The 22,685-nt window shown below is 45.1% G+C and carries 18 protein-coding genes, 2 tRNA genes and 1 other RNA gene; 7 read left to right on the top strand and 14 right to left on the bottom strand.

The genetic code is table 11. From position 1 onward, the window contains the following. Window positions 1-185: 185 nt before the first annotated feature. The 5 genes from AC805_RS20720 to AC805_RS20700 form a co-directional block, all read right to left on the bottom strand. Complete coding sequence (locus AC805_RS20720) at window positions 186-1,763, bottom strand: mercuric reductase (protein ID WP_082429588.1); 1,578 nt, start codon at window positions 1,761-1,763, stop codon at window positions 186-188. 42 nt (window positions 1,764-1,805) lie between these two features. Then, a complete protein-coding gene (locus AC805_RS20715) occupies window positions 1,806-2,201 on the bottom strand; it encodes a DoxX family protein (protein ID WP_055077160.1) in 396 nt (131 codons plus the stop codon). A 13-nt stretch (window positions 2,202-2,214) separates the two neighbouring features. Beyond that, window positions 2,215-3,099 (bottom strand): DUF72 domain-containing protein, encoded by an 885-nt coding sequence (locus AC805_RS20710; protein WP_055077159.1) that lies wholly within the window; start codon window positions 3,097-3,099, stop codon window positions 2,215-2,217. 146 nt (window positions 3,100-3,245) lie between these two features. Next, window positions 3,246-3,617 (bottom strand): PleD family two-component system response regulator, encoded by a 372-nt coding sequence (locus AC805_RS20705; protein WP_009626842.1) that lies wholly within the window; start codon window positions 3,615-3,617, stop codon window positions 3,246-3,248. Window positions 3,618-3,934: 317 nt separating this feature from the next. Further along, window positions 3,935-4,711, bottom strand: coding sequence for a response regulator transcription factor (locus tag AC805_RS20700; RefSeq protein WP_369122838.1), 777 nt, complete (start codon window positions 4,709-4,711; stop codon window positions 3,935-3,937). A 494-nt stretch (window positions 4,712-5,205) separates the two neighbouring features. On the opposite strand from AC805_RS20700, the gene AC805_RS20695 reads away from it, so the two are divergent. Then, window positions 5,206-5,637, top strand: a complete 432-nt coding sequence (locus AC805_RS20695) for an NUDIX hydrolase (protein WP_055077157.1) — start codon at window positions 5,206-5,208, stop codon at window positions 5,635-5,637. A 145-nt stretch (window positions 5,638-5,782) separates the two neighbouring features. After that, window positions 5,783-5,855 (top strand) — tRNA-Glu (locus tag AC805_RS20690). Between the two features lie 193 nt (window positions 5,856-6,048). On the opposite strand, the gene dapB is transcribed toward AC805_RS20690, so the two are convergent. Then, entirely contained in the window at window positions 6,049-6,870 is an 822-nt protein-coding gene (gene dapB, locus AC805_RS20685; RefSeq protein ID WP_055077156.1) for a 4-hydroxy-tetrahydrodipicolinate reductase, read from the bottom strand. A gap of 366 nt (window positions 6,871-7,236) precedes the next feature. On the opposite strand from dapB, the gene AC805_RS20680 reads away from it, so the two are divergent. The 3 genes from AC805_RS20680 (at window position 7,237) to AC805_RS20675 (ending at window position 8,504) form a co-directional block, all read left to right on the top strand. Then, on the top strand, window positions 7,237-7,977 hold the full coding sequence (locus AC805_RS20680; protein WP_055077155.1) for a DUF554 domain-containing protein: 741 nt from the start codon (window positions 7,237-7,239) through the stop codon (window positions 7,975-7,977). Window positions 7,978-8,085: 108 nt separating this feature from the next. After that, a non-coding RNA gene (gene ssrS, locus AC805_RS24970) (6S RNA) lies at window positions 8,086-8,272 on the top strand. A 158-nt stretch (window positions 8,273-8,430) separates the two neighbouring features. Then, window positions 8,431-8,504, top strand: a tRNA-Met gene (locus AC805_RS20675). Between the two features lie 65 nt (window positions 8,505-8,569). Here AC805_RS20675 and AC805_RS20670 read toward each other — a convergent pair. From AC805_RS20670 to psbU, 5 genes are all read right to left on the bottom strand, one after another. Further along, window positions 8,570-8,830 carry a hypothetical protein gene (locus tag AC805_RS20670; protein WP_055077154.1) on the bottom strand — a complete coding sequence of 87 codons (261 nt, stop codon included), beginning with the start codon at window positions 8,828-8,830 and terminating at the stop codon, window positions 8,570-8,572. A 46-nt stretch (window positions 8,831-8,876) separates the two neighbouring features. Continuing rightward, window positions 8,877-10,262, bottom strand: a complete 1,386-nt coding sequence (locus tag AC805_RS20665) for a PP2C family protein-serine/threonine phosphatase (RefSeq protein WP_055077153.1) — start codon at window positions 10,260-10,262, stop codon at window positions 8,877-8,879. A gap of 179 nt (window positions 10,263-10,441) precedes the next feature. Next, window positions 10,442-12,040 carry a signal recognition particle-docking protein FtsY gene (ftsY, locus tag AC805_RS20660; protein WP_055077152.1) on the bottom strand — a complete coding sequence of 533 codons (1,599 nt, stop codon included), beginning with the start codon at window positions 12,038-12,040 and terminating at the stop codon, window positions 10,442-10,444. A 794-nt stretch (window positions 12,041-12,834) separates the two neighbouring features. Next, window positions 12,835-13,182 carry a hypothetical protein gene (locus AC805_RS20655; protein ID WP_055077151.1) on the bottom strand — a complete coding sequence of 116 codons (348 nt, stop codon included), beginning with the start codon at window positions 13,180-13,182 and terminating at the stop codon, window positions 12,835-12,837. Window positions 13,183-13,499: 317 nt separating this feature from the next. Next, window positions 13,500-13,883, bottom strand: coding sequence for a photosystem II complex extrinsic protein PsbU (gene psbU / locus AC805_RS20650; protein WP_055077150.1), 384 nt, complete (start codon window positions 13,881-13,883; stop codon window positions 13,500-13,502). 326 nt (window positions 13,884-14,209) lie between these two features. Here psbU and AC805_RS20645 point away from each other — a divergent pair, with 326 nt between their 5' ends. Continuing rightward, window positions 14,210-15,817: an NAD(P)H-quinone oxidoreductase subunit 4 gene (locus AC805_RS20645; protein WP_055077149.1), complete on the top strand. Its 1,608-nt coding sequence runs from the start codon at window positions 14,210-14,212 to the stop codon at window positions 15,815-15,817. Between the two features lie 228 nt (window positions 15,818-16,045). Here AC805_RS20645 and AC805_RS20640 read toward each other — a convergent pair whose 3' ends face one another. The 3 genes from AC805_RS20640 to aroH form a co-directional block, all read right to left on the bottom strand. Then, on the bottom strand, window positions 16,046-18,670 hold the full coding sequence (locus tag AC805_RS20640; RefSeq protein WP_055077148.1) for a M1 family metallopeptidase: 2,625 nt from the start codon (window positions 18,668-18,670) through the stop codon (window positions 16,046-16,048). A 316-nt stretch (window positions 18,671-18,986) separates the two neighbouring features. Next, on the bottom strand, window positions 18,987-21,053 hold the full coding sequence (locus AC805_RS20635; protein WP_055077147.1) for a tetratricopeptide repeat protein: 2,067 nt from the start codon (window positions 21,051-21,053) through the stop codon (window positions 18,987-18,989). Between the two features lie 333 nt (window positions 21,054-21,386). Further along, window positions 21,387-21,767, bottom strand: a complete 381-nt coding sequence (aroH, locus tag AC805_RS20630) for a chorismate mutase (RefSeq protein ID WP_009627057.1) — start codon at window positions 21,765-21,767, stop codon at window positions 21,387-21,389. A 148-nt stretch (window positions 21,768-21,915) separates the two neighbouring features. Here aroH and AC805_RS20625 point away from each other — a divergent pair, with 148 nt between their 5' ends. After that, a complete protein-coding gene (locus AC805_RS20625) occupies window positions 21,916-22,455 on the top strand; it encodes a hypothetical protein (protein WP_055077146.1) in 540 nt (179 codons plus the stop codon). Window positions 22,456-22,685: the final 230 nt, after the last annotated feature.

Below are 22,685 nucleotides of genomic sequence, written 5' to 3'. Positions count from 1 at the left end.
TATAGATAATTCAAATAAAAACTACAGCTTCGACTTCGCTCAGCTAGCTTACACCGAGGGCTGAGCGAAGTCGAAGCCCGTCTACAAGTTATTTAAAACGACTATATATTCCTTTCCCAATGAAGAATTAGACGTTGCGGCGCGAAGCGCCGCAACGTCTAATTCTTGGTTTTGTATGGGAGAAGTTAACTAAGTTGGGCTAAAAACTTCAAAAGAGCCTGTGTCCTTGGGGTGAGTAATTTTTTTCGATAGGCATCGGCAGCTTTTTTGATGGCATCCGCTTGGGTTGGATAGGCATGAATTACGCTCGAAAGTTGATTCAACCCTTTTTTGGCGACGATCGCTAAGGTAATTTCACTAATCATCTCGCCCGCATGACGGGCTACGATGGTTGCGCCTAAAATGCGATCGGAGCCGCGCTGATGCAGAATTTTGACAAAGCCCTCAGTTTCGCCATCGTAAATAGCGCGATCGACCCCACTAAAGGGGATTTTAATCTGTTCGGTTTCTAAACCCCGTTTATCGGCTTCGCTGGCAGACAGTCCCACATGAGCAATCTCAGGATCGGTAAAGGTAACCCAAGGCATTACCAGATCGCTCAGTTTACTCCTCCCCAAACCAAAGGGAGAAAACAGGGTATTCTTAATGACAATTCTTGCCGCCGCATCCGCAGCATGGGTAAATTTCCAATCCATACAGATATCGCCTGCGGCGAAGATATAGGGGTTGCTAGTTTGCAGATAGTCATCAATGAAAACCCCACGCTGTTGATCGTATTTCACACCTACAGCTTCGAGATTTAGTCCTTCCACATTGGGCGATCGCCCCGCCCCAATCAGAATTTCATCAACTTCTATGTTTCGCAGGGTTCCGCTTTGCTGATAACTAATTATTTTGCCCGTAGGCGTTTTGTCAACTCGTTCGATCGCACAGTCTAAAACAACATTTAACCCCTCCTCTATAAATTTCTGCTGCAAAATTTCCGACGCATCGGGATCTTCGCGATCTAATAAACGTGAATTTTTATGTAATAGAGTCACTTCACAGCCTAAGCGCTTAAAGGCCTGTGCCAACTCACAACCAACTGCACCGCCACCAATTACAGCAAGTCGTTTAGGGCGATCGCTAATTGTAAAAATCGTTTCGTTCGTTAGATAGCCGACTTCCGCCAGTCCTGAGATTTTTGGTATCGTTGCCCTTGCCCCAGTGGCAATGACAGTTTTTTTAAAGCGGAGCTGTCGCTCGCCAACGGCGATCGCCCGATCGTTGGATCGGGAGTTAATAAATCTCGCTTCTCCAAAAAATACATCCACACCAAGCTGGCGAAAGCGATCGGCCGAATCATGAACGCTAATTTCCGACCGAATTTTCCGCATTCTTGCCATCACCGCCGCAAAATCGATGTCAATACCAGCAGACGCATTAATCCCCAAGGGAGCTGCCGCAAGGATATCCGCCACCGCTCGCGACGAACGGATGAGGCATTTAGAGGGGACACAGCCCACATTCAAGCAATCTCCGCCCATCAAGTTTTTTTCAATTAGGGCTACTTTTAAGCCCAGTCCCAACCCTGCGGCTCCAGCCGCCACTACTAAGCCTGCTGTCCCTGCTCCGATAACGACCAGATCGTAGCTCGCCGCAGGTTCGGGATTAACCCATTCCAAGGGGCGCACTTTATCAATCAAATCACGATTAAATCGATCCACTGGCTGCATGAATTCAGCATAGCGATCGACATCTGGAGAAGGAGAGAATTGGCTCATGACTGGGTTATTAATTAGTTAGGTAGTTAGGAGATTAAAATTTTAGGAATCTTCACGGGTGTACCACCATGCCCATGCAATCAATACCGCCTGTAGTGGTAAGCGTCCCCAACGCAGGAAATCTGAATCAGGAATACCATCAAGGGAAATGCGGTTAACTGCCATATTGATATTTGCTGGAAATACCGCCACAAATAATGCGATCGCACCCCAAGCGGCAGCAATACTGACCGAGGGTAAGAGCAAACCAATCCCCCCTAAAATTTCAAATACACCACTAATGTAAACCAGTGCCAAGGGATAGGGTAAAAATGACGGAACGATCTTGACAAAGGGATTGGGCATTAACCAATGGAGAGTGCCTGCGGCAATCAAGAATAGGGCTAAGACGACACGCAGTAAAAACTTAACTGGTTTAATTGATTTAATTACGAGCATTTTAAAATAGTTTTTAAAATAGTTTTAGTTGTTGAGGGGGTGGAGCCAGACGATCCCAAGGTAAGGCGGGGACGGACATATTGGCTTTTTCTAACATTTCCTGAAAATATTTAGCATTGTGCGGCGATCGCTCTTCGAGCGGGCAATGCATGAAGAAATAAATTTGGGTATCTTGGGCTAGCCATTCTTGCAAGTAGGTTAGCCATTCTTGCCAAAAGCGGATATTTAAATTGCGGTCGGGATGACTGATAAAGCGAACAATACTAAAGGGTGCAGTTACCACGGGCTGTAAAGGTAATTTGGGTTTGCGGCGTTCCTGTTTCACTGGGGCAGCTAGGGCGGGATCGATCGCCTCCCCCAAGGGCAGATCGTAGATAGGACGCGAATCGAGGAGTACTCGTCCCATACCCAGTTCTCTTAACATCCTATTTAAGCGATCACCTGCCAACCCTTTAAACCAATCACCATGCCTTACCTCTAACGCTATTTGATATCGATCGCGGGGCAAAGCTTGGAGGAAATTTTCTAAATCCGTAAAGTTAGCGGGGCTATAACTCGGAGGTAACTGCACGAATACCACGCCCAAGCGATCGCCCAAGCTAGAAATTAAATCTAAAAATTGGTATGACTGCTCGATAAATGGCACTAATAAACCATTGTGGGTGAGATGCTTCGGAAATTTCGGACAAAATCGGAAATTGGGAGGCGTATCCTTTGCCCATCGTTCGAGCGTTTGGCGATCGGGTAGCGAATAAAAAGTCGAGTTTACTTCTACCGTTATCAAGCGATCGCTATAGAGTTGCAGCAACTTCTCAGAACGGCTCCCTTGGGGGTAAAAGTCACCAATCCATCCCTTATAAGCCCAAACTGCACAACCTAAATAAAATTGAGAGTTCATATTTTTTAAAAAGGTCTCGACAGAAGCCGAGGCATAGATGGCATATATAGGGCATACATAAAGAGGCGGCACTATGTGCCGCCTCTTTAATTATCCAAAATTATCCAAAAATGAGGTAGGAAAACGCAAGGCGGTTCCACTTACTTTTACTTAATTTGACTGAGTAGCTGTTTAATCGTTTTGATTAATTCAGGTGGGTGATAAGGCTTGGTTAGGTAAGCATCAGCCCCCTGCTTCATACCCCAGTACTTATCAAATTCCTCACTTTTGGTTGTACACATAATTACGGGTACATCCTTCGTAGAGGCATTATTTTTGATCCATCGGCATAGCTCATAGCCATTCATTTTGGGCATAACTACGTCGGTGACAACTAAATCGGGGGTTACTGCTTTTAGTCTTTCGACTGCTTCAGCACCGTCATTAGCTTCTATAACTTCTATGCCATTTTGTTTTAAATGTGCCGAAACCATCTCCAACACCATTGAACTATCGTCCACTACGAGGACTTTTACCATAACTGCCTTCCTGCTTTTCCTGTTGTGCTTTAGCGTAAATCTTCGTCAACATCCAACCCTTTAGAAAATTGGAATAATTTAGAGAGATAAATCGCTAAGGCAATCATAAAATTTTCAAAACCCTAAACATGCGATAAGGTCGTGAATATTACCTAATCAACATTATCTGTTTTTTGATCGCGTCTTTACAGAATTATTGATTCAAGTCTAGCTAATCAATGAAAATATTGATGTAGTTGACAGTATACCAGAATGAATCTTGGTTAGAGCGGGATGACAAGGGTTAAGTAGGTTAATCCTTAGCAAGTTAATGCAAGTTAATACTTCGCAAAGGAGCGACTGGGAGGGGCGGTAAATTGGGGTGGGCGATCGCTATTATTTGAAGGCTGTGGTCTAAGGGGCAATCGGGACAAAGCCTCTGGATTAAAACGATAACCAATATTGCGCACGGTTTGAATCAAATTTGGTTGTTGCGGATCGACTTCTAATTTTTTTCGCAATGATAAAACATGGGTATCCACTGTACGCGGATTGTTAATTTCATCTGGCCAAGCCTTTTGCAAAAGCTCCGCGCGACTTAAGGCTAGCCCTTCGGATTGGGCAAGCACGTAGAGCAGACTAAATTCTTGGGGCGTTAAATCGATCGCATTACCCTTGAGCCTGACTTGTCTTTGGACGAGATCAATTTTGAGGACTCCATAATCTAGGCAAGCGGGTGGAGCAGATGTGCGTAATCTGCGGGTTAAAGCTTCTACCCTTGCCAAAAACTCCTGCATTCCAAAGGGTTTTGTTAAATAGTCATCAGCGCCAGCTTTTAAGCCTTCGACGATGTCAGATTCATTGGTACGCGATGAAATGATAAATATCAAAGAACTTCTTTGCTTATGTAACCAACGGCATAGTTCCACACCATCCCCGTCAGGCAAATCAGTACTCAAAATTACCAAGCTGGGCTGTTGTTTTTGAAATACCAGCTTAGCTTGCTGACAACTCACAGCCTGAAATACCGAATAGCCTATCTGCTGCAAATGCCAACCCAAGAGAGAGGCAAGATTCGGATTACCTTCTACAATTTCTATACTGATCGGGATCAAAGAAATACTCTCCTGCCGAGTAATGCCTATAGCTCTCGGATTATGAGTCTGCATGATAACTCACGAACAGTCTGGATTTTGTAGCTGTAATTACTCTCTCTTTGCCGATCTAAAGCCCCACCCCCACTCTAAATGCCCTAGAGCAATTCTGCTCGACGATATTATAGCTGCCACCAGTCTTGGTTAGAACAAAGTTAAAACCCAAAATAACAGTATTGCCGCGCAGAGCGCGGCAATACTGTTATTTTGGGTTTTATACCAAGTACCTCAGTGTAATTAAAATCCTGAGCTAAAACCTGCGACGCACGCTGCGCGTGCGTCGCAGGTTTTAGGGCTTTAATATTGTCCTACTCTCTTCCCAGTAAAGAATTAGACGTTGCGGCGCGAAGCGCCGCATTGCTAATTCTTGGTTTTGTCTGTCTATTTCTGTGGTGGGAAGGGAGTAATATGGCTGGCGACAGCCATAAAAATTTAGCAATCCTATTACGAATCCAGTGACTTATCGAAATCCTGTACCGACGGTTGATATCATCATTGCCCTGCGCGATCGCCCCGATCGACCTATTGTGCTAATCGAGCGGCTCAATCCACCCCATGGCTGGGCGATCGCTGGGGGATTTGTGGATTATGGCGAACGCCTTGAAGATGCCGCCAGAAGGGAAGCAGAGGAGGAGACGAGCTTAAAAGTGGAGTTAATCGATTTGTTAGGGATCTATTCTGACCCCAGTCGTGATGAGCGCTTACATACGGTTAGTGCGGTGTATATGGCTGAGGCAGAAGGCGAACCCCAAGCCCATGACGATGCTAAATCGGTCGGTGTTTTTGCTGCTTGGCAAATGCCAAAGCAGCTATGTTTCGATCACGCTCAAATCCTAGAGGATTACTGGCGCTATCGTACCTATGGCATCCGCCCCCCCATCAAGTAAAAAATTCGGTAAGTAAGGCGGCGCGAAGCGCCGCCTTACTTACCGAGCTTGGCGCTACGGCAGTTGTTACGCGATCAAAAAAAGTTTGCTGGAGGTATTGACAATATTTCTGTTCCTTGTGTATATTAATAAAGGTCAAGAACACGCCCCCATCGTCTAGAGGCCTAGGACACCTCCCTTTCACGGAGGCGACGGGGATTCGAATTCCCCTGGGGGTATTCTTGAAAGACAAAAAAGCCCTTGCATTGCAAGGGCTTTTTTGTTGCTTAAAAATTCCTTCAAAGCAAAAGCAATAGGAAGGGCAACCCTACATTTTTATATAGCTGCCGCCAGTTTTGAATAGCTAGAAAAAAGATGAGTGGCGGCGCAGAGCGCCGCCACTCATCTTTTTTCTAGCTATTCAATAGCTTTTTACAATAATTTCTCTAAGCCATAAACAAGGGACTTAAGCGCTAGCACTTTACGAACGCAGAGCAATACCCCTGACATGTAGCAAGTGCGATCGCTAGCGTTATGTTCGATCTTGAGAGTTTCTCCGAGTGCGCCAAAAATTACTTCTTGACGAGCGACTATTCCTGGCACGCGCAAGCTATGAATACGGATATTTTCGCCGTAGGTTGCTCCCCTCGCCCCTGTCAGATGTTCCTTTTCTTCGACGAGGGGGGGATTAAAGGATTGTCCTAATTCGGAGAGCATTTGTGCTGTTTTAATCGCGGTTCCACTTGGGGCATCAGCTTTTTGATTGTGATGCAACTCGATAATCTCGACATGCTGAAAATACTTAGCAGCAGCGATCGCTGCCTGCTGCATCAAAATCACTCCCACTGAAAAATTTGGAGCAATAATGCAGCCCGTACTGGCTTTATCGGCAAAGATGGCAAGCTCGGCAATCTGCTGTTCGCTTAAGCCTGTCGTACCTACAACGGGACGCACTCCATAGGCGATCGCCGATCGAATATTGTCGTAGATGATGCTGGGATGGGTGACATCAACCATTACTGGCAATTGGGACTCTTGGGCAGCTTGAGCCAAGACAACTTCAAGATTGTCAGTTACGGGTATTTCTAATTCCCCAATTCCAACAACTTCGCCGATATCTTCACCGAGGTATTGGCGACCGATCGCCCCGACAAGCGACATATCTGGGGACTTGGCGATCGCTTTGATAATTTCGCGCCCCATTTTTCCCGTTGCCCCAGAAACAACTACAGGTATCTTGGCATTATTAGTCATGGATTAAAACTGGAAAACGTATGTTTAGAAGATTTCTACGAGCTTACAGTGATTTGTCCTGAAACCCAAAACCTGTAATACCAAAACTATAGCTGTCGCCAACTGTATCAGGACCTAAAACCCCAAAGAGAGTTGCCGCGCGGAGCGCGGCAACTCTCTTTGGGGTTTTGATTTTGTCCTAACAAAACTGGCGGCAGCTATATAATTAAGCCCACTTGCTTAGGCACAATTAAATATAATAAGTATAAAACTTAAATATAAAAGCTAAAAGCCTGTAGTGCTTGCACTACAGGCTTTTAGCTCTAATTTTTTAATCATGTCCAGCTACTTATTCATTTGTGTTCATTGCAGAGTAATTACAATTAAATGCTAGATTTTTGGACAAAAACCAGTGGAACTTGGATCAATGTCTTGGCGATCGCTATTGGTACGAGCTTAGGACTAATCCTACGCGGTCGTTTTCTCTCCCAAATCTTACCTATCCTCAAGCAGGCGATCGGACTAATTACGATATTTGTAAGCTTTAATATGGCAAATAGCTTGCTGAGGGTTAAAGCTGGTGTTTTGGATGGTGTCATCCTCTCGCTGATCTCCTTAATCCTTGGCGGCACGATGGGCGAGTTGGGGCAAATTGAAAAGCGATTAGAAGCGATCGGTGACTGGTTGAAAGCGAAATTTAAGGGTAAAGGTAAATTTACCGAAGGATTTGTTGCGGCTAGCCTATTGTTTTGTATTGGACCAATGGCAATTATTGGCAGTCTTAACAATGGGCTTAGGGGTGACGATAATCTTCTAGCGCTCAAATCGACTCTAGATGGATTTATTTCCATTGTGTTTGCGAGTACCTACGGCGTGGGGGTGGGATTTTCCGCTTTGCCCGTTGCGATATATCAAGGCTTTATGTCTCTGCTCGCGGGGAATTTAGCTCAAAGTCTTCCCGATCCCGCTAATGCTCCATCAGTGTTGATTATTACAGGAGTGGGGGGATTAATGTTGTTAGGGTTGGGGCTAAATCTTTTAGAACTAGCTAAAGTACGGGTTGCCTCTTTTCTACCTGCTTTAGCGATCGCTCCCCTAGTCTATTGGCTAGCAGATAGCCTGAAATAGTATTAGCTAAGCCCTTAAGCTCTCTGGCGCACGCTAAGCGTGCGCCAGAGAGCTTAAGGGCTTAGCCCAAATCTTACATTGATGTTATTTATGCTATAAATTACTTAAGCTCCTCTGTGGCGTGCGTGACTACCGATAATGTGTCTTGATCGATAATTGTTTTCTAGGAGTCTTAGCAGTCTTCGCCGCAGTAAACCAGACTTGCATCTGGGAACTTAAGTTAGGTTAAGCGCCTTGGCTCCACCTGGTTTTACCGGGTCAAACAACTGAGGTAAGACGGCGTTGCGGAGGGGTGACAAAACCTATTGCAGTATCCTATTGCAGTATTATTTAACATGGTAATACCGAAATCATATAATGTGAAAATTATAGGGCTTCAAGCCAATATCAAATAAAACTTTTAAAAGTGCTTGCAATTCTATCAAACCATGTTATATTAGCTAAGCGAAACAACGCGGGGTAGAGCAGCCTGGTAGCTCGTCGGGCTCATAACCCGAAGGTCGATGGTTCAAATCCGTCCCCCGCCATTTTATAAAAGCAAAGACCACGAAATCTTCGTGGTCTTTGCTTTTATTCTCTTTTTGTACGATCTTTAGGCATTGGTGATACTTCTAAATAGGTACCCAACTATTACCCCAATAATTAGCGCCCATATTTGCCCAGTTTTGACAAAATTATCCCAGCCTTTGCTGATGTCTCCCATGACATCTTGTTTGAATTGTTGGGCCAATAAATCCATATTTATATGCGCCTGTATATCGGCAATGGGTAGATGATTGGCAAGATTGAAGTGGGATGCATTAATTACCGATAGGTCGGCACTCGATAACAGGTGTTGAGCAAAATCAAGCATAATTTTCGAGGATGAGTTTTTGGGATTAAGTTAATTTACTAGAGCTTTACTCTAAGGTTTTATCGTTTATGTGTAAAACCACTAGAGTCATGTCATCAGTATGATTATGCCCTTCTCCGATGAAGTTTTGCACTTCTTGGAAGATGTAATCAAGAATCATTTGGGGGCGGGTTACATCATCGGAAAGCGGAAAGCAATTTTGGCAAGCCCAGTCCAGAGCTTTACGGAGATTTTCTTCATCAAAGCGATCGCCTTCAGGACTTGCAGCCTCTGTAAACCCATCCGTATAGTAAATAACCACATCCCCCGCATTTAGGTTGGCACTCCGCTCTTCATATTTGGAACCAGCCTCTAAACCAATCAAAGCGCCCATCGTGTCGAGGGCATGGACAGATCGAGTCTTGGCGCGCCAGTGCAAGGCAGGCGTATGGGCAGCATTACTAAAGGAAAGAATCTGGGTTTCGGGATCGTACTCCGAATAAAACATAGTTACGAAGCGATGGGATTTTTCCAAATCTTCATACATCACTTCATTGAGGTGTTCCAGAATTTTGCTGGGGGAATGATTATTTAATACCTCAGCACGCAACATTCCTCTAGTCATAGTCATGATTAAGCCTGCGGGCACTCCCTTGCCCATGACATCGCCCACGACAAAGCTCCAGCGATCGCCTTTTTGAATGGGGATAAAGTCGTAGTAGTCACCGCCAACTCGACTGGCTGTCGAGCAACGTGCCGAGATCTCAATCCCTTGAATCTTGGGACAGCTGCGCGGCAAGAGTTGGCGTTGGATTTCTGCGCCGATCTCCATCTCGCGATCTTGGCGCTCTTTTTTGATTAATTCGGTTGTGAGTTCGTGATTTTCTAGCCCTACCGAAGTTTGATCGGCAACGAGGCGCATCAAAGTGCGCTTATTGTCTGTCCACACATAATCAGGCTTGCGACTAAATATATAGAGACGACCACGCACGGAATTTTTGACTAATACCGATGTGCCAAACAAATGGACATCAGCGCCGAGATAGCGACTGACCATCTCGTCAAGAGCAGTTGGGCTACCAGTTAAAACCTGCTGAATGGCTCGCTCGATCGCCGTTCTGACCTGCTGGGCTTTCATGCCACCTTGATTGCGTTCGGGGCAATGCAGCGACTCTAGACGGATTTGTCCGCTTGCTTTAAATAAAATTAGTGCGCCACCATCAGAGTCAGTTACACGACTGGCAATTAGGGGAATTAATTCTAAAAATTGGTTGAGGTTACTAAAGCTGCGGAGAGCGTAACCCAAAAAGCTAAGTAGCTCATGGATTTTGTTTTGATCTTGACTCATCCGTCTGAGCAGATCTTTGAGATCCTTCATCACCATTACAGAGGCATTGTCTGGATCTGGCTGTGGTGGGAGGGATCTATTTCTAGGTGGCAATGATAGGGACATACCAATGCTGCAACGCTAGGTGGTTAGTATGAAAGCTAATTTAGTCCAATAGTGTAGCCTTAGTTGGACAAAAATTAACAGGCGATTTCAGTAATTTTCTAAAAGTTATTTCAGAAGACTCATCTCACGATATCGATTTGGTCAATTCTGTACGCAAATTACGCAAATTACGCAAATTACTAGTTACTCAATAGGGCTTCTACAAATTCATAGCTGGAGAATGGGCGCAGATCTTCGATCCCTTCGCCAGCGCCGATAAATCTGATGGGTAGCCCTAGTTGCTGTACTACCGCGATCGCTACGCCACCCTTTGCTGTGCCATCGAGTTTAGTAAGGATCACACCCGTAATTCCTGCGGATTGGGCAAATACCTCTGCTTGCTTGAGTCCATTTTGTCCTAGTGTTGAGTCGAGCACTAGCAGGGATTCGATCTTTGCCTCGGCGGACTTTTTATCAACGATACGGCGAATTTTGCTGAGTTCCTCCATCAGATTTTTCTTGTTTTGCAATCGACCTGCGGTATCGACGAGTAATAACTCCGTACCTCTAGCTTGGGCAGCACTGATGGCATCAAAGACAACGGCGGCGGGATCGGCATTTTGAGCAGGATTGCAGATCACATCTACATTCGATCTCTGTCCCCAACTCTTGACCTGTTCGACGGCGGCGGCTCGAAAGGTGTCGGCGGCGGCAATTAGGGTTTTGTAGCCTGACTTTACACTTAAATGTGAAAGTTTACCTATGGTTGTGGTCTTACCTGCCCCATTCACGCCCGTGATCAACCAGATATTTAATTGGCTTTTTTCTGGGATCAGCATAGGTAGGGGAGATTCTCCCTTATGGTTGACATCCAGCATTTCGCGCAAAATTTGTTTGAGATAGGCGATCGCTTCTTCAGGAGGCAAAACTTCCTTACGCAGTTTTTCCTGTAACTTGGCAATAATTAGATCCGTTGCCTTCACGCCCACATCGGCTTGTAATAACAAAGCCTCAATGTCATCAACGGAATCGGCGCTAAGCGGTCCTTGTCCGACGATCGCCTTGAGTTGATTGACTAGAGAGAGGCGAGTTTTGTCTAAACCTTGGCGCAGTCGATTGAGCCATGTGATTTCCTCAACGGAAATTTCTTCGGGACGACGACCCTGAGAGGCAAGTACTTCCGCCGACCAGATAAAGTCATCATCAAACTTGATGGTGGCTCGGCGACGAGGCGCGGGTTTAACTTCTGGCTCTGGCTCTATAATGGCCGTGGCTTCAAGGGCAGCAATGCGGGCTAGGCGATCGCTTTCGGACTGCATCCAAAAGGGGACAGGCGCGGTTTCCGCGATCGTTTCTATCCTCTCTATTTCGGTGGCGATCGGTGGAGATTCCTCTGTAGCGAGTTCTTGAGAGATAACTATGGGATTTTCTGGCGACTCCGTGGGAATGACTTCAGGCTCGGTTGCTGAAATTGGCGCAACGATCATTGCAATTGCGGGTTCGGCGATCGGCGGCTCTGTAGTTTCTAACTTGTTAGTATCTTCTGGCACGACAGATCGCTCGTCAGATTCAGCAATTTCTGGAGCGGGCTGTACTTCGATTACATCTGCTTGCTGCTGGACATTTGCATAGGCTGCTTTTGCCCAGTTCAATAAATCTTGAGAGGCAGGTGATACGGTAGAGCCAGAATCGACAGCTTCCGATTCTGGTGCTTTTGCTTCAGTTTGGACTGGCTCTAAAGGTTGACTATTTGTATCTTTGTCATCATCAAACTTTCGCCGAAACCAGTTAAACACCATACTAATACCCTCGCGCAATGCCTCAATCTATAATCAGTCCAATAGTAGTTGCAGATAGTAAATGCCATCTAAGTAGCTAGGCATAATTAAAAACCAAATTCAAAATCTGTGGTGCAAGCGCAGCGTACACAAAGGTTTTGGATTTTATATCTAATTGCACTTAGCTAATTAAATCCTACTCTTGAATTTATTATCAGCCTACTAAGCTAGTTTACGTTGTATGGGTTACTCGCACTAAGTCTGATCTAGACGGTTTCCCGAAATATGTCAATCCTAATCTCCAGAGCCAAGGCACTGTTTAGCTAAAGTGTTCTCGACATATTTTTGCCTTTTTTGTTGGCATGAAATTTGTTGGCATGAAATAGGTATTTCAGAATCCATCCCTCATTAACTAACCAGAGATGAGTGGCGGATGCTTCGCGCCGCCACTCATCTCTGGGGTTTTGATTTGTCTTAGCTATCTCTTACGTTGCTGTAGTTACCGCCAGTCTTATTAGGACAAAATTAAAACCCAAAATCATGTTGTCGCGCGGAGCGCGACAACATGATTTTGGGTTTTATGTCCTGATACAGTTGGCGGTAGCTATATATCAATACCAAAAAGAGAAGGATGAGCTAGTCATCCTTCTCTTTTCGGTATTGATATATAAGCAAGAATAGGTGGAGCAAAACTCTGTCTATTCTCTTTTGTCTATTCTTTTTATATAACAATCCTAAATTGCTTGTGGAAGCATCCAAAAAGAGGGGCGCTTCCACAAACTCAAAAAATCTACATAGGAATAACCTATTTTGGTCTATTTCTTTTTGATGTCTTTTGCCATATTCAAGAAGATATCCATGCTCGAATCCACTCGAGTATTGAGCTTCTTAGGCTCAAATGTTGATTGGGAAACTGGCTCAGAAGGATTGGAAATATTAATTTCAGAACTTTCAATTTTTTCGGTCGCAGATACAATTTCTGTGATTTCTGCACCTTTTACACCGTTAATAGTAGGGAATGTCTTTTTGACAGCTTTAGGTGTTCGCATGTAGTCGATATTGCCAAAGGTTTTGGCCGAATCTTGGTCTAAAAAGTAAGATGACTCTTGACCCTCGGACTTCTCTTTTTTATCTTTTTTCCCAAATAGTCCAAACAATGCCATATGGTTATACCTTTTTCGCGAAGTTAGAAAGAATTTATTTTTATATTGCGCTATGTAACATTTTAGCAATATAAGTCAATAAATCTTGCTATTCGTCCAACGGAGTTTTAATTATGCCGAGCTACTTAGGACAAATCAAATTAGGGCAAATCAAAAATCGAAAAAATAAATGGCAACATTTCGGGATGCCATTCGCTGTGGGGAGCAAGATGGTGATCGAGACAAATTAAAACCCAGATACGTTCATCCTTTGGGATATACACATATCTGGGTTTCGTTGATTGGAACAAAGTGTCCTCTTTACTGACGATCAGCGATTACAGTCTGTAGTTGGCATTGTTAATACGTTCGCGCCCCATCGACTCATCAGGTTTTTTAAGGGTGAATTTATCAGCATTTGCTTTAATTAGTTCTTTTTGACCATCGGTTAACCCAGCGATGTTAAGTACATCGTCTAGGGACTGATAGGGTGCGTTATCGATAATGATGCGCCCTAGGGTTGGATACATACCACGCACTTGACGGAAAGTGTTGATATTGGAGTTATTCAAATCAATTTTACTAAAGTCTTGGGTATAGAAATTAGTAGCAGGTAAGCCTTCGGCAAATGCAGTGTTACCGCCAAAAGAACCTAAAAGGCACGTTGTCCAAATTGACGCGATCGCCACTAATAAAACAGAAAAGCGTATAAGTGCTTTCATGCCTAAAATCTCTCAATTAAAAAAATAATTTATTCACTTTTGAGATTAGCAGAAAATTGGAAACGCCACGCTTCGCGCCCGACAATTCAGACATATGTAAACAATTGTCTCTATTTGTTAATTTTTCTTCATAAATCTTCAAAGAACTCCTAAGAGGCTCAAATCGGTTTTATGGCTTATCCAGTCATGATCCCAGCCATGATTTTACGATTTAAGGCGATCCTATAGTTTTAAGTAACTATAAACAACTACATAGTCTACAAGAGAGCATAGGTACAATGACTGTCTAGAAAATGGGTGGGTAATTACAACGGTTACTTTTGAATATGTTAAGTCTCGAAAACTTCCCTTGGCTCACGTTTATCATCGCCTTTCCCATCGTTATGTCTTTGGTAGTTGCTTTTGTCCCAGACAAAGGTGACGGCAAAACGATTCGTTGGTTTGCACTTGTAGTGGGGCTGATTGACTTTGCGGCGATCGCCTATGCTTTCTGTACGAAGTACGACTACAGCAACCCAGGGCTCCAACTCGTTGAAAGATATGAATGGGTTCCCCAACTGGGGCTAAATTGGTCAGTTGGTGTTGATGGACTCTCGATGCCTTTGGTCTTGCTGACTGGATTTATCACCACATTAGCAACCTTGGCAGCTTGGCCCGTTACGCTGAAGCCACGTTTGTTTTATTTCTTGTTACTGTCGATGTATGGGGCACAAATTGCCGTCTTCGCGGTACAAGATATGCTGCTATTTTTCCTCACTTGGGAACTAGAGCTGATCCCCGTATATCTATTGCTATCGATTTGGGGAGGATATAAACGCCTCTACGCCGCTACAAAGTTTATTTTATATACAGCGATCGGTTCGCTATTCATTCTTGTCGCTGGACTAGCAATGGCTTTTTATGGCGATACGGTCTCCTTTGATATGCAGACCCTCGCCAATAAAAACTATCCTCTTACCTTTCAGCTTCTAGCCTATGGAGCTTTCTTAATTTCCTATGGCGTTAAGCTGCCAATTTTCCCTCTGCATACGTGGCTCCCTGACGCTCACGGTGAAGCAACTGCACCAGTGCATATGCTCCTTGCAGGGATATTGCTGAAGATGGGTGGCTATGCGCTCATGCGCATGAATGCAGGCATGTTACCCGAAGCCCATGCGTACTTTGCACCAATTTTAGTGATTTTGGGGATCGTGAATATCATTTACGCGGCGCTTACTTCCTTTGCCCAGCGTAGCCTCAAACGTAAAATCGCCTACTCGTCAATTTCCCACATGGGCTTTGTATTGATTGGGTTAGCTTCATTCACCGATCTCGGTACGAGTGGGGCAATGTTACAAATGATTTCCCACGGACTCATTGGCGCAAGTTTATTTTTCCTTGTTGGGGCAACCTACGATCGCACGCACACCTTGATCCTCGATGAGATGGGTGGTGTGGGGCAAAAGATGCCGAAAATTTTTGCGATGTTTACCACCTGTTCCCTCGCCTCTCTTGCTTTGCCAGGGATGAGTGGTTTTGTCGCCGAGGTAATGATATTTGTAGGATTTGCGACCAGTGATGCCTATAGCGGGACATTTAAGGTAATTGCGCTCTTGCTTATGGCAGTGGGCGTAATTTTAACGCCGATCTATCTACTCTCAATGCTGCGGGAAATTTTCTATGGTGAAGAAAATAAAACTTTAACTTCCCATGAAGAATTAATTGATGCCGAGCCACGGGAAGTCTTCATTATTGCTTGTTTGTTGATTCCCATTATTGGGATTGGCTTCTATCCTAAAGTTGTTACCCAAATCTACGATTCGACAACGACTAAACTGGCGGGAGTGTTGCGCGAAGCCGTTCCTGTCTTAGCGAATAAGCGCGATAACAAGCGTTTGGCAAACTTACAGGCTCAAGTTTCGCCTAGCTTAACTCTGACCAACTTAAGCAAATAGTCTAGTTTTGGTAATACTAATTCACGAAAGTGTGACAACGCTTTTGTGGATTAAAAACTAGACCTATCAAGGGTTTTCAAGTTAAGAAATGGCGTAGCCATTTCTTAACTTGAAAACCTTTTCTTCCAAAGAATAAGGCGACGCATAGCGTCGCCTTATTCTTTGGAAGAAGAGAATGGCAGCGCGAAGCGCTGCCATTCTCTTCTTAGCTATATGTCGATTGACATTTTATGGTTTGGCTTTTGCTTCGATCGCTTCTAGACGACTTTTGAGATCTTGATTGTCCTTGCGCAATTGATCGAGTTCTTCGCGCAACTGCTTTAACCCTGCATCCTTCCCGATCGCTCTTTGGACGCGCTGAATTGCTTCATCAGCGGCACGGCGTACTCTGCCATCGGGCGTAGAGTCGGAAAGAGAATGTAGTACTCCTATGGCACTCGCACTATCAATTTGACCTAATGCACCGACGACAGACATCTGAGTCAAGAAGAAGGTCTCCTGCGCGATTACTTTCAACCGATTGAGAATCTGTTCTGTTTTGGGTTTGGTTTGGGATTTCCCCATCGCCCCTAAGGCCCGAATTGAGGCAAGGCGCAATGGTTGCGGTACATCAGGTTCCGTATACTTGATAATGGTTTCCATTGCCTCGTCGGAATCCTTGAGCTTCGCTAAACCTGCGATCGCTCCCGATCTAACCACTTCATTCCATCCCGATCGCTCCTTGAGGACGGTTTGTAAAAGTTTCACCACTTTAGAAGGTTCACGTTCGGGGCTCAAGGCAGCAGCAAGTTCGCCCGTTAGTCGCGCCGCAGTGGCTTCTACGTTGTAGCTAGGATCGCCTTTTTTGATAAAAGGTTTGATGAGATCTAAACTCTTCTGTACCTTGTTCTGCGCCAATCCTGTAATTACCGCTATCCTTACCTTGGCATCGGTATCTTCTAAACCCTTCTCTAGGGCTTCAAAGGCTTGATCTAGTTTGATGGAAGCGAGATTCTCAGCGATCTCTACCCGTACGCCCCAGAAAGGCTCAGATAGAAGAGCTGCTCCTAAAGCCTTTACCGATTCCAAACCGCCTTTTTTGGCTAAAGCTTCTGCACATTGAATTCTGGCGATCGGATCGGGATCGGACTGCAAGCCAGCTTTCAGTTCAGCCACACCATATTCAAGACTGACTTGTTTGAGATAGTTATTGCTGCGATCGAAGCTAATGTATTTGGGCTTTTGGGGCAAGGGAAAGTAAAAGGCTTGATCTTTTTCAAATACACGCACCGTGAATACTTGAGAAGCTTCTTCTTCAAAACCAAAGCCAATGGGAATCCTGAGGTCAAATAGTTCTTCCTGTGTTTGGGTAATGGAGATCTTTGCCAATTTATTATCGCCATCCCAGCTATAGCCGATCTTATATTCAGGATGTCCGCCGCGAAATACATACTGATCGAAGAGAAACATACAGTTTTTACCTGTGGCTTCCTCGATCGCCCTGAGGAGATCGATTGTCTCTACGGTTTTATGGGCATTAGTCCTTACAAAATGATGAATTGCCTTCCAGAATAGCTCGTCACCTAGCTCTGTCCTGAGCATATGATAGACACAGCCACCCTTTTCATAGATATGGCGATCGTAGAGTTCGATCGCTTCGCGATAGACATGGGTCACCATCGGACGGCGATAGCGATCGCGATCTTCGGAAATATAGCGTCGTGCTTCGCCTAGTAGATAATAAGCAGCTTCTTCGGATCCATATTCATGGTCTGTCCAGAGTACTTCTGCATAGGTTGCCGCGCCTTCCTTGACCCATGCGTGCGACCAATGCTTGATCACCAATAGATCGCCAAACCATTGGTGCGCTAACTCATGGGCAACTAGGCTTTCACTGGAGCGATTGTCGATCGCGGCTCTCTGGTCTAATACACAGCGATCGGTTAGTAGGGTCGTAGAAGTGTTTTCCATGCCCCCGAAAATAAAATCAGCGACACAGACCTGAGCGTATTTAGGAAAAGCATAGTCATAGCCATACTTTTCGCTAAAGAACTCGATCATTTTGGGGGTTTTACCCATCGTTAAGATGGCTTCTTCGGCGGTGCGAGATTTATCGACATAGTAGGTGACAGGCTTCCCCTTCCATTCGTCCTTTACTTCTACAAAGTCACCAATTGCCAAGGTCATCAGATAGCTGGGATGAACTTCTTTCTGTGACCAATGATAAATCTTCTCTTTTTTGAGATCCTTAACTTCGATCAATTCCCCATTAGAAATCACCATTAATTCCTTAGGAACTTTAATCCGAATCTCGGAAGTCGCCAGTTGTCCAGGGTAGTCAAAACAAGGAAACCAATAGCGTGAATCTTCATCTTCCCCTTGAGTCCAGACCTGCGTGGGTTTGTGGGGTTGATGTGCGGTAGGTTGCACGAAATAAATTCCCCTCTGGGGCTGCTCGGCAGCATAGGCGATCGCAATTTCGATGGGAATGCCTGCTCTCGTCGGTTCGTTTAGATAAATCTTGAGAAATTCACCATCGTAATCGAACTTACATTTAGCCTTATCAGGATCGGGTTTTGCCTCAATGCGATCGGTAATCGATACGCTATCGATTCTCAGACTGACGGCATCTAAATTCAGATCGGTGATGCCATCACGCACGGGACGCAGGCGAATTTTGCAGCTACCTGCAATCGTTTGCTGGGGAATATCAAGCACCAAATCTAGGGCAATATGCTCGACTTGTCCAGGGCGATCGGGACTGTAATGGGGCTTAGCTCCTGGTAGATGAAAAGACTTATGTTTTTTTGATTTGTCACTTTCTCCATCCCATAAACCTAATTCTAAATAGCTATCCCAAGATTTGCGGGTCATAAAACTTGATCTCTAACACTGGCTTTAATTTCACCATAATATAGCAGTCTCAAAAGAGTTGGGAGCCCATAGCTTGATGGTGCTCTCTTGGATCGTGTAATTAACGATAACTGTTATTGCATAGCTGTCGCCAAGTGTACTAAGACATAAACCCCAAGAATTAATTGGCGGCGCGAAGCGCCGCTAATTAATTCTTGGGGTTTGATTTGTCCTAATTCAAGTGACTGTAGCTATAACAACTAAAGTCATGACTTGTAACGCGCGTGAAGTCGCAGCCTTTAAACATCCGTTTAAACATCTATTGTTTTTTTGATTGCTACTCGAATTGTGGCATTTCTAGGGAAACTGGTGCGAATTCTAACTGGACGGCAGCTTGTCGGACTTTGGCGGCGAAGGCGAGCGGGTCGAGGTCGAATTGCTCGAATAGTTCGCGCCCGCGCAGACAACGTAATTCTGGATTTTCGGCTGCACCGCTGACTACCCACAGCACAAAATCTTTGTTGCTACGGGCATTTTCAATCTCGATCGCTGAAATTGCAAAGGAATCGCGATCGCTGGTAAAGCTTTTAATTACTACTGCTTCGCAGCGATTGTCCTTGGTACATTCGAGATCGTAACCCACTTGGGACTTGTCCACCGATCGCACCATCCAGCCATCGCGCATATATTGAGCCATCACGGAAATCATGGCTAGTTTTTCGGCAGTACTGGGATCTTCGATCGAGAAAGGAATCGGTTTCTCCACGATGCGATCGACAATGCGATCGACTACGCGATCCACGACCCTCTCTACCTCAATGATTTTCTCGACTTCGACTAGCTTCTCCACCTCGACAATTTTTTCAATCTCGACGATTTTCTCAACTTCAACCAGCTTCTCCACCTCGATCAACTTCTCGACAATCTTTTCGACTTCCACAATCCTTTCGATCGTTTCAGGTGGAGGCGATGCTATTAGCTCTGAGCTAGAAAAGACCGCGATCGCTTCTTCAGGGGCGGCAGAATTTTCAACGGGAATTGCCGTTGGCTGGGTTTGCGGAGGCAACTCAATGATGAGGTCACTGGTTTCTTCGTCATCACTGACGATCTTTTTCGCTATGACTGGCTCCACCGTAATGGGGGCATCGGCTTCAGGTATGGAGGTTGCGGCAGGGGCGATCGCGTAGTTACTTCTTGGTTTTGCCTTGGGAAGGGAATCGATGGCGAGGGTTTCCAGAAACTCCTTCGCTTTCTTTGCCTTGTCGGGTTTACCTTGAGTTTGATACAGCACGATTGCCTTCCGCAGATCGTCACCAGCGAGGGTTTCATCGGCTATATCGGGTTGAGAATAGGTTAAGCCGCGATAGTAATAGGCATCAACATTGCTGGGCTGCAATTCGATCGCATGACTAAAGTCGCGAATTGCTTCGGGAAATTCCTTCAAAATGTAATGGGCTCGTCCGCGCCGAAATACCGCTAAGTCGCGTTCGGGGCTTAGCTCAAGGGTGCGGCTAAAACAAGCGATCGCCTGTTCGTAACTCCTGAGCTTAAAGTAGGTGTTACCCAAGGACATATGGGCATCGGCATAGCTGGGATCGATGGCGATCGCCGCCTCAAAATCCGCCATGGCCTGCTGCAACTGTCCCAGTAAAAAATTAATTTCGCCGCGCTTAAAATACGCCAGACGCGCCTTATCGGGACGCATGGAAATTGCTTTGCCATAGTCACCAACTGCCTTCGCATATTCGCGTAAACTCACATGGGCATCACCCAATCCTAAGTAAGCCTTGATGAAGTTCGGATTGAGTTTGAGGGCTTGACGAAAGGACTCTAGCGCATCCTGTGGGAATCCCTGCTGAATATCCTCTAGACCCCAGCGGTAATAGACATCTACGAGACTAATCCCCTTGCCCGCGCGAAATGCCTTTTGGGTCTGGCGTTCCCATTCACGATCTAGCATCCGTACATATTCTTCGCGAAACACCCCTGCATCGGTTTGGGGCTCGAGGGGCATACCCTGAAAATGGGGCAATTGGCGCAGATAATCGGTTCTAAGGGGTTCATCGAAACTGACACAGGCATCCCATGCGACCCAGATCCGAAAGTTATTAACCTGAGAGTCAATATCGTAGGCTTCGCTGAGTTCGCGGTAACGTGCCGATCGCAGTTTTAGTTGATATTCCCGATCGGCGGGAACGACTGTTCCCGAAGCAAAATAACCCTGATTGGCACTACCAATCCGCTTGAAATATGCGCGATCGCCCACCTTGAGCGTTTGGATATTGCCGCAGTTCCAAGTAACGATATACTGCTCCCCCTCGGAGATATCGGCGATCGCTTCACGAATGAAATCGCGAATCTCTGGCTCTGTCTGCTCGTTACACAGGAAAATTCTTGTGACCATAGGGCTATTTATACATTTGAACCGATACCAGAGTAAGAGCTTGCTAAAGCTAAGAGCTTGCTAAAGCATAATTACTCTTTGAAAATCTTACAAAATCTGCCATAGAAATTTTTAAATATGTCCAGATTTATTTGAAAGCCAAAATTTGCAAGCTAAAAAACTAAGATCGGATTTAGCAAAGCTTTTAAGCCTTTAGATAACCCTAGAAATATCGAAAACCGCTATGGAGCTATTGAAATTAACTGTAGCCGATCTTATAGCAATCGCTAGTAAAAAGCCTAAAAAATAAGAAGAGCGTTTAGTTGATCCTTTGTTTTCCTAAATTTGGCTTTCTTAAACTTGAGCATAGACAAGATCGGGGCGCAAATCTCTAGCTCCATTTAAGTAAATATGCTTAATCTGGTGCTGCTCAAGCGGCGTATTGACATGAATTAACACCCTGATACAACGCGCTAAGCTGCCCTGAACGTACATTTGTTGTACATCCAAAAGTGGCACATTTTCCCATTGCGATCGCGATCGGGCGATTTTGGCAGGAAAGACGACATCAATATCTGTTGTTGCCGAAAAAGTAGCACTCACGATTTCACGCGGATCGATATCATTTTGTGCTTCGATCTCCTCCATAAGCTCTAGCACAGCCCTCTCTAGGGCTTCGTATGTATTTGCCTCAACTGTTGTTGCACCACGAACGCCACGTACACGCCAACCCACGTTTTACACCATCCGTACTGTATGTAAGTGTTTTTGATTGCTAATTTGATTGTTAATCATATCCATCATTTATCAGATTACCCCTAAAAAACAATGTTAAGTTAATTGCGATCGCCTAAAACATAAAATCCCGACGCTTGCTATTTTTATGATCGACACCTTTAAAGTCTCACCCCTGATTCGGATTACCTTGCTACTGCTTTATCTTGCACTCACGGTTCCTTTACCATTTTTGAGCAATTTTACTCATTCCTCGGTTCCTGCTACATGGTTGAGTATCGTGCTGGCGATCGGCTTTGTTTTTTTGTATGGGGCGTTAAGCGATCGCGTAGTTCTTGATGACGAGGGCATCAGACTGACTTATGCTCGGTGGTTTCCTACTTTTTTACGTAAAGGTTGGTTCTTGGCTTGGCAGGATATCGCCACACTAAAACCAAGGATTACGGGACAGGGAGGGATTGTTTATTATTTTGTAAGCAAAGCTTCAGATCGAGCCTACCTATTGCCAATGCGGGTAGTTGGTTTTTCACGATTAGTCCAAAGGGTGGAAGAACGCACGGGTATCGACATGGGGCAGGTGCGTCCTCTGGCTCAGCCTTGGATGTATCTGATTTTGTTGGTGTTTACCTTTCTCCTAATTCTGATGGATAGCTGGACGATTTATACAGCTCTAAACCTGCCTCACTGATATAGCAACGTAAGATTTACTTAGGACATAAATCCCTAAAGATGAGTTGCGGCGCTTTGCGCCGCAACTCATCTTTAGGGATTTGATTTGTCCTCACTATCTATGTACGTTGCTATAGCCGTCACCAAGTGTACTAGGACATAAACCCCAAGAATTAATTGGCGGCGCTTCGCGCCGCCAATTAATTCTTGGGGTTTGATTTGTCCTAAGTCAAGTGACTGTAGCTATAT

The organism is Pseudanabaena sp. 'Roaring Creek' (assembly GCF_001402795.1).
Taxonomy (GTDB): domain Bacteria; phylum Cyanobacteriota; class Cyanobacteriia; order Pseudanabaenales; family Pseudanabaenaceae; genus Pseudanabaena.
This window is presented reverse-complemented; position numbering and strand designations above follow the sequence as displayed.

What these genes read in the sequence shown, in the direction of transcription:
- AC805_RS20665 (WP_055077153.1), bottom strand. Translation starts at nt 10,262, where the DNA reads ATGTCCCTATCATTGCCACCTAGAAATAGATCCCTCCCACCACAGCCA.
- AC805_RS20640 (WP_055077148.1), bottom strand. Translation starts at nt 18,670, where the DNA reads ATGACCCGCAAATCTTGGGATAGCTATTTAGAATTAGGTTTATGGGAT.
- AC805_RS20720 (WP_082429588.1), bottom strand. Translation starts at nt 1,763, where the DNA reads ATGAGCCAATTCTCTCCTTCTCCAGATGTCGATCGCTATGCTGAATTC.
- AC805_RS20625 (WP_055077146.1), top strand. Translation starts at nt 21,916, where the DNA reads ATGATCGACACCTTTAAAGTCTCACCCCTGATTCGGATTACCTTGCTA.
- AC805_RS20715 (WP_055077160.1), bottom strand. Translation starts at nt 2,201, where the DNA reads ATGCTCGTAATTAAATCAATTAAACCAGTTAAGTTTTTACTGCGTGTC.
- AC805_RS20710 (WP_055077159.1), bottom strand. Translation starts at nt 3,099, where the DNA reads ATGAACTCTCAATTTTATTTAGGTTGTGCAGTTTGGGCTTATAAGGGA.
- ftsY (WP_055077152.1), bottom strand. Translation starts at nt 12,040, where the DNA reads ATGGTGTTTAACTGGTTTCGGCGAAAGTTTGATGATGACAAAGATACA.
- psbU (WP_055077150.1), bottom strand. Translation starts at nt 13,883, where the DNA reads ATGAAAGCACTTATACGCTTTTCTGTTTTATTAGTGGCGATCGCGTCA.
- AC805_RS20670 (WP_055077154.1), bottom strand. Translation starts at nt 8,830, where the DNA reads ATGCTTGATTTTGCTCAACACCTGTTATCGAGTGCCGACCTATCGGTA.
- AC805_RS20680 (WP_055077155.1), top strand. Translation starts at nt 7,237, where the DNA reads ATGCTAGATTTTTGGACAAAAACCAGTGGAACTTGGATCAATGTCTTG.
- AC805_RS20635 (WP_055077147.1), bottom strand. Translation starts at nt 21,053, where the DNA reads ATGGTCACAAGAATTTTCCTGTGTAACGAGCAGACAGAGCCAGAGATT.
- AC805_RS20705 (WP_009626842.1), bottom strand. Translation starts at nt 3,617, where the DNA reads ATGGTAAAAGTCCTCGTAGTGGACGATAGTTCAATGGTGTTGGAGATG.
- dapB (WP_055077156.1), bottom strand. Translation starts at nt 6,870, where the DNA reads ATGACTAATAATGCCAAGATACCTGTAGTTGTTTCTGGGGCAACGGGA.
- AC805_RS20645 (WP_055077149.1), top strand. Translation starts at nt 14,210, where the DNA reads ATGTTAAGTCTCGAAAACTTCCCTTGGCTCACGTTTATCATCGCCTTT.
- AC805_RS20655 (WP_055077151.1), bottom strand. Translation starts at nt 13,182, where the DNA reads ATGGCATTGTTTGGACTATTTGGGAAAAAAGATAAAAAAGAGAAGTCC.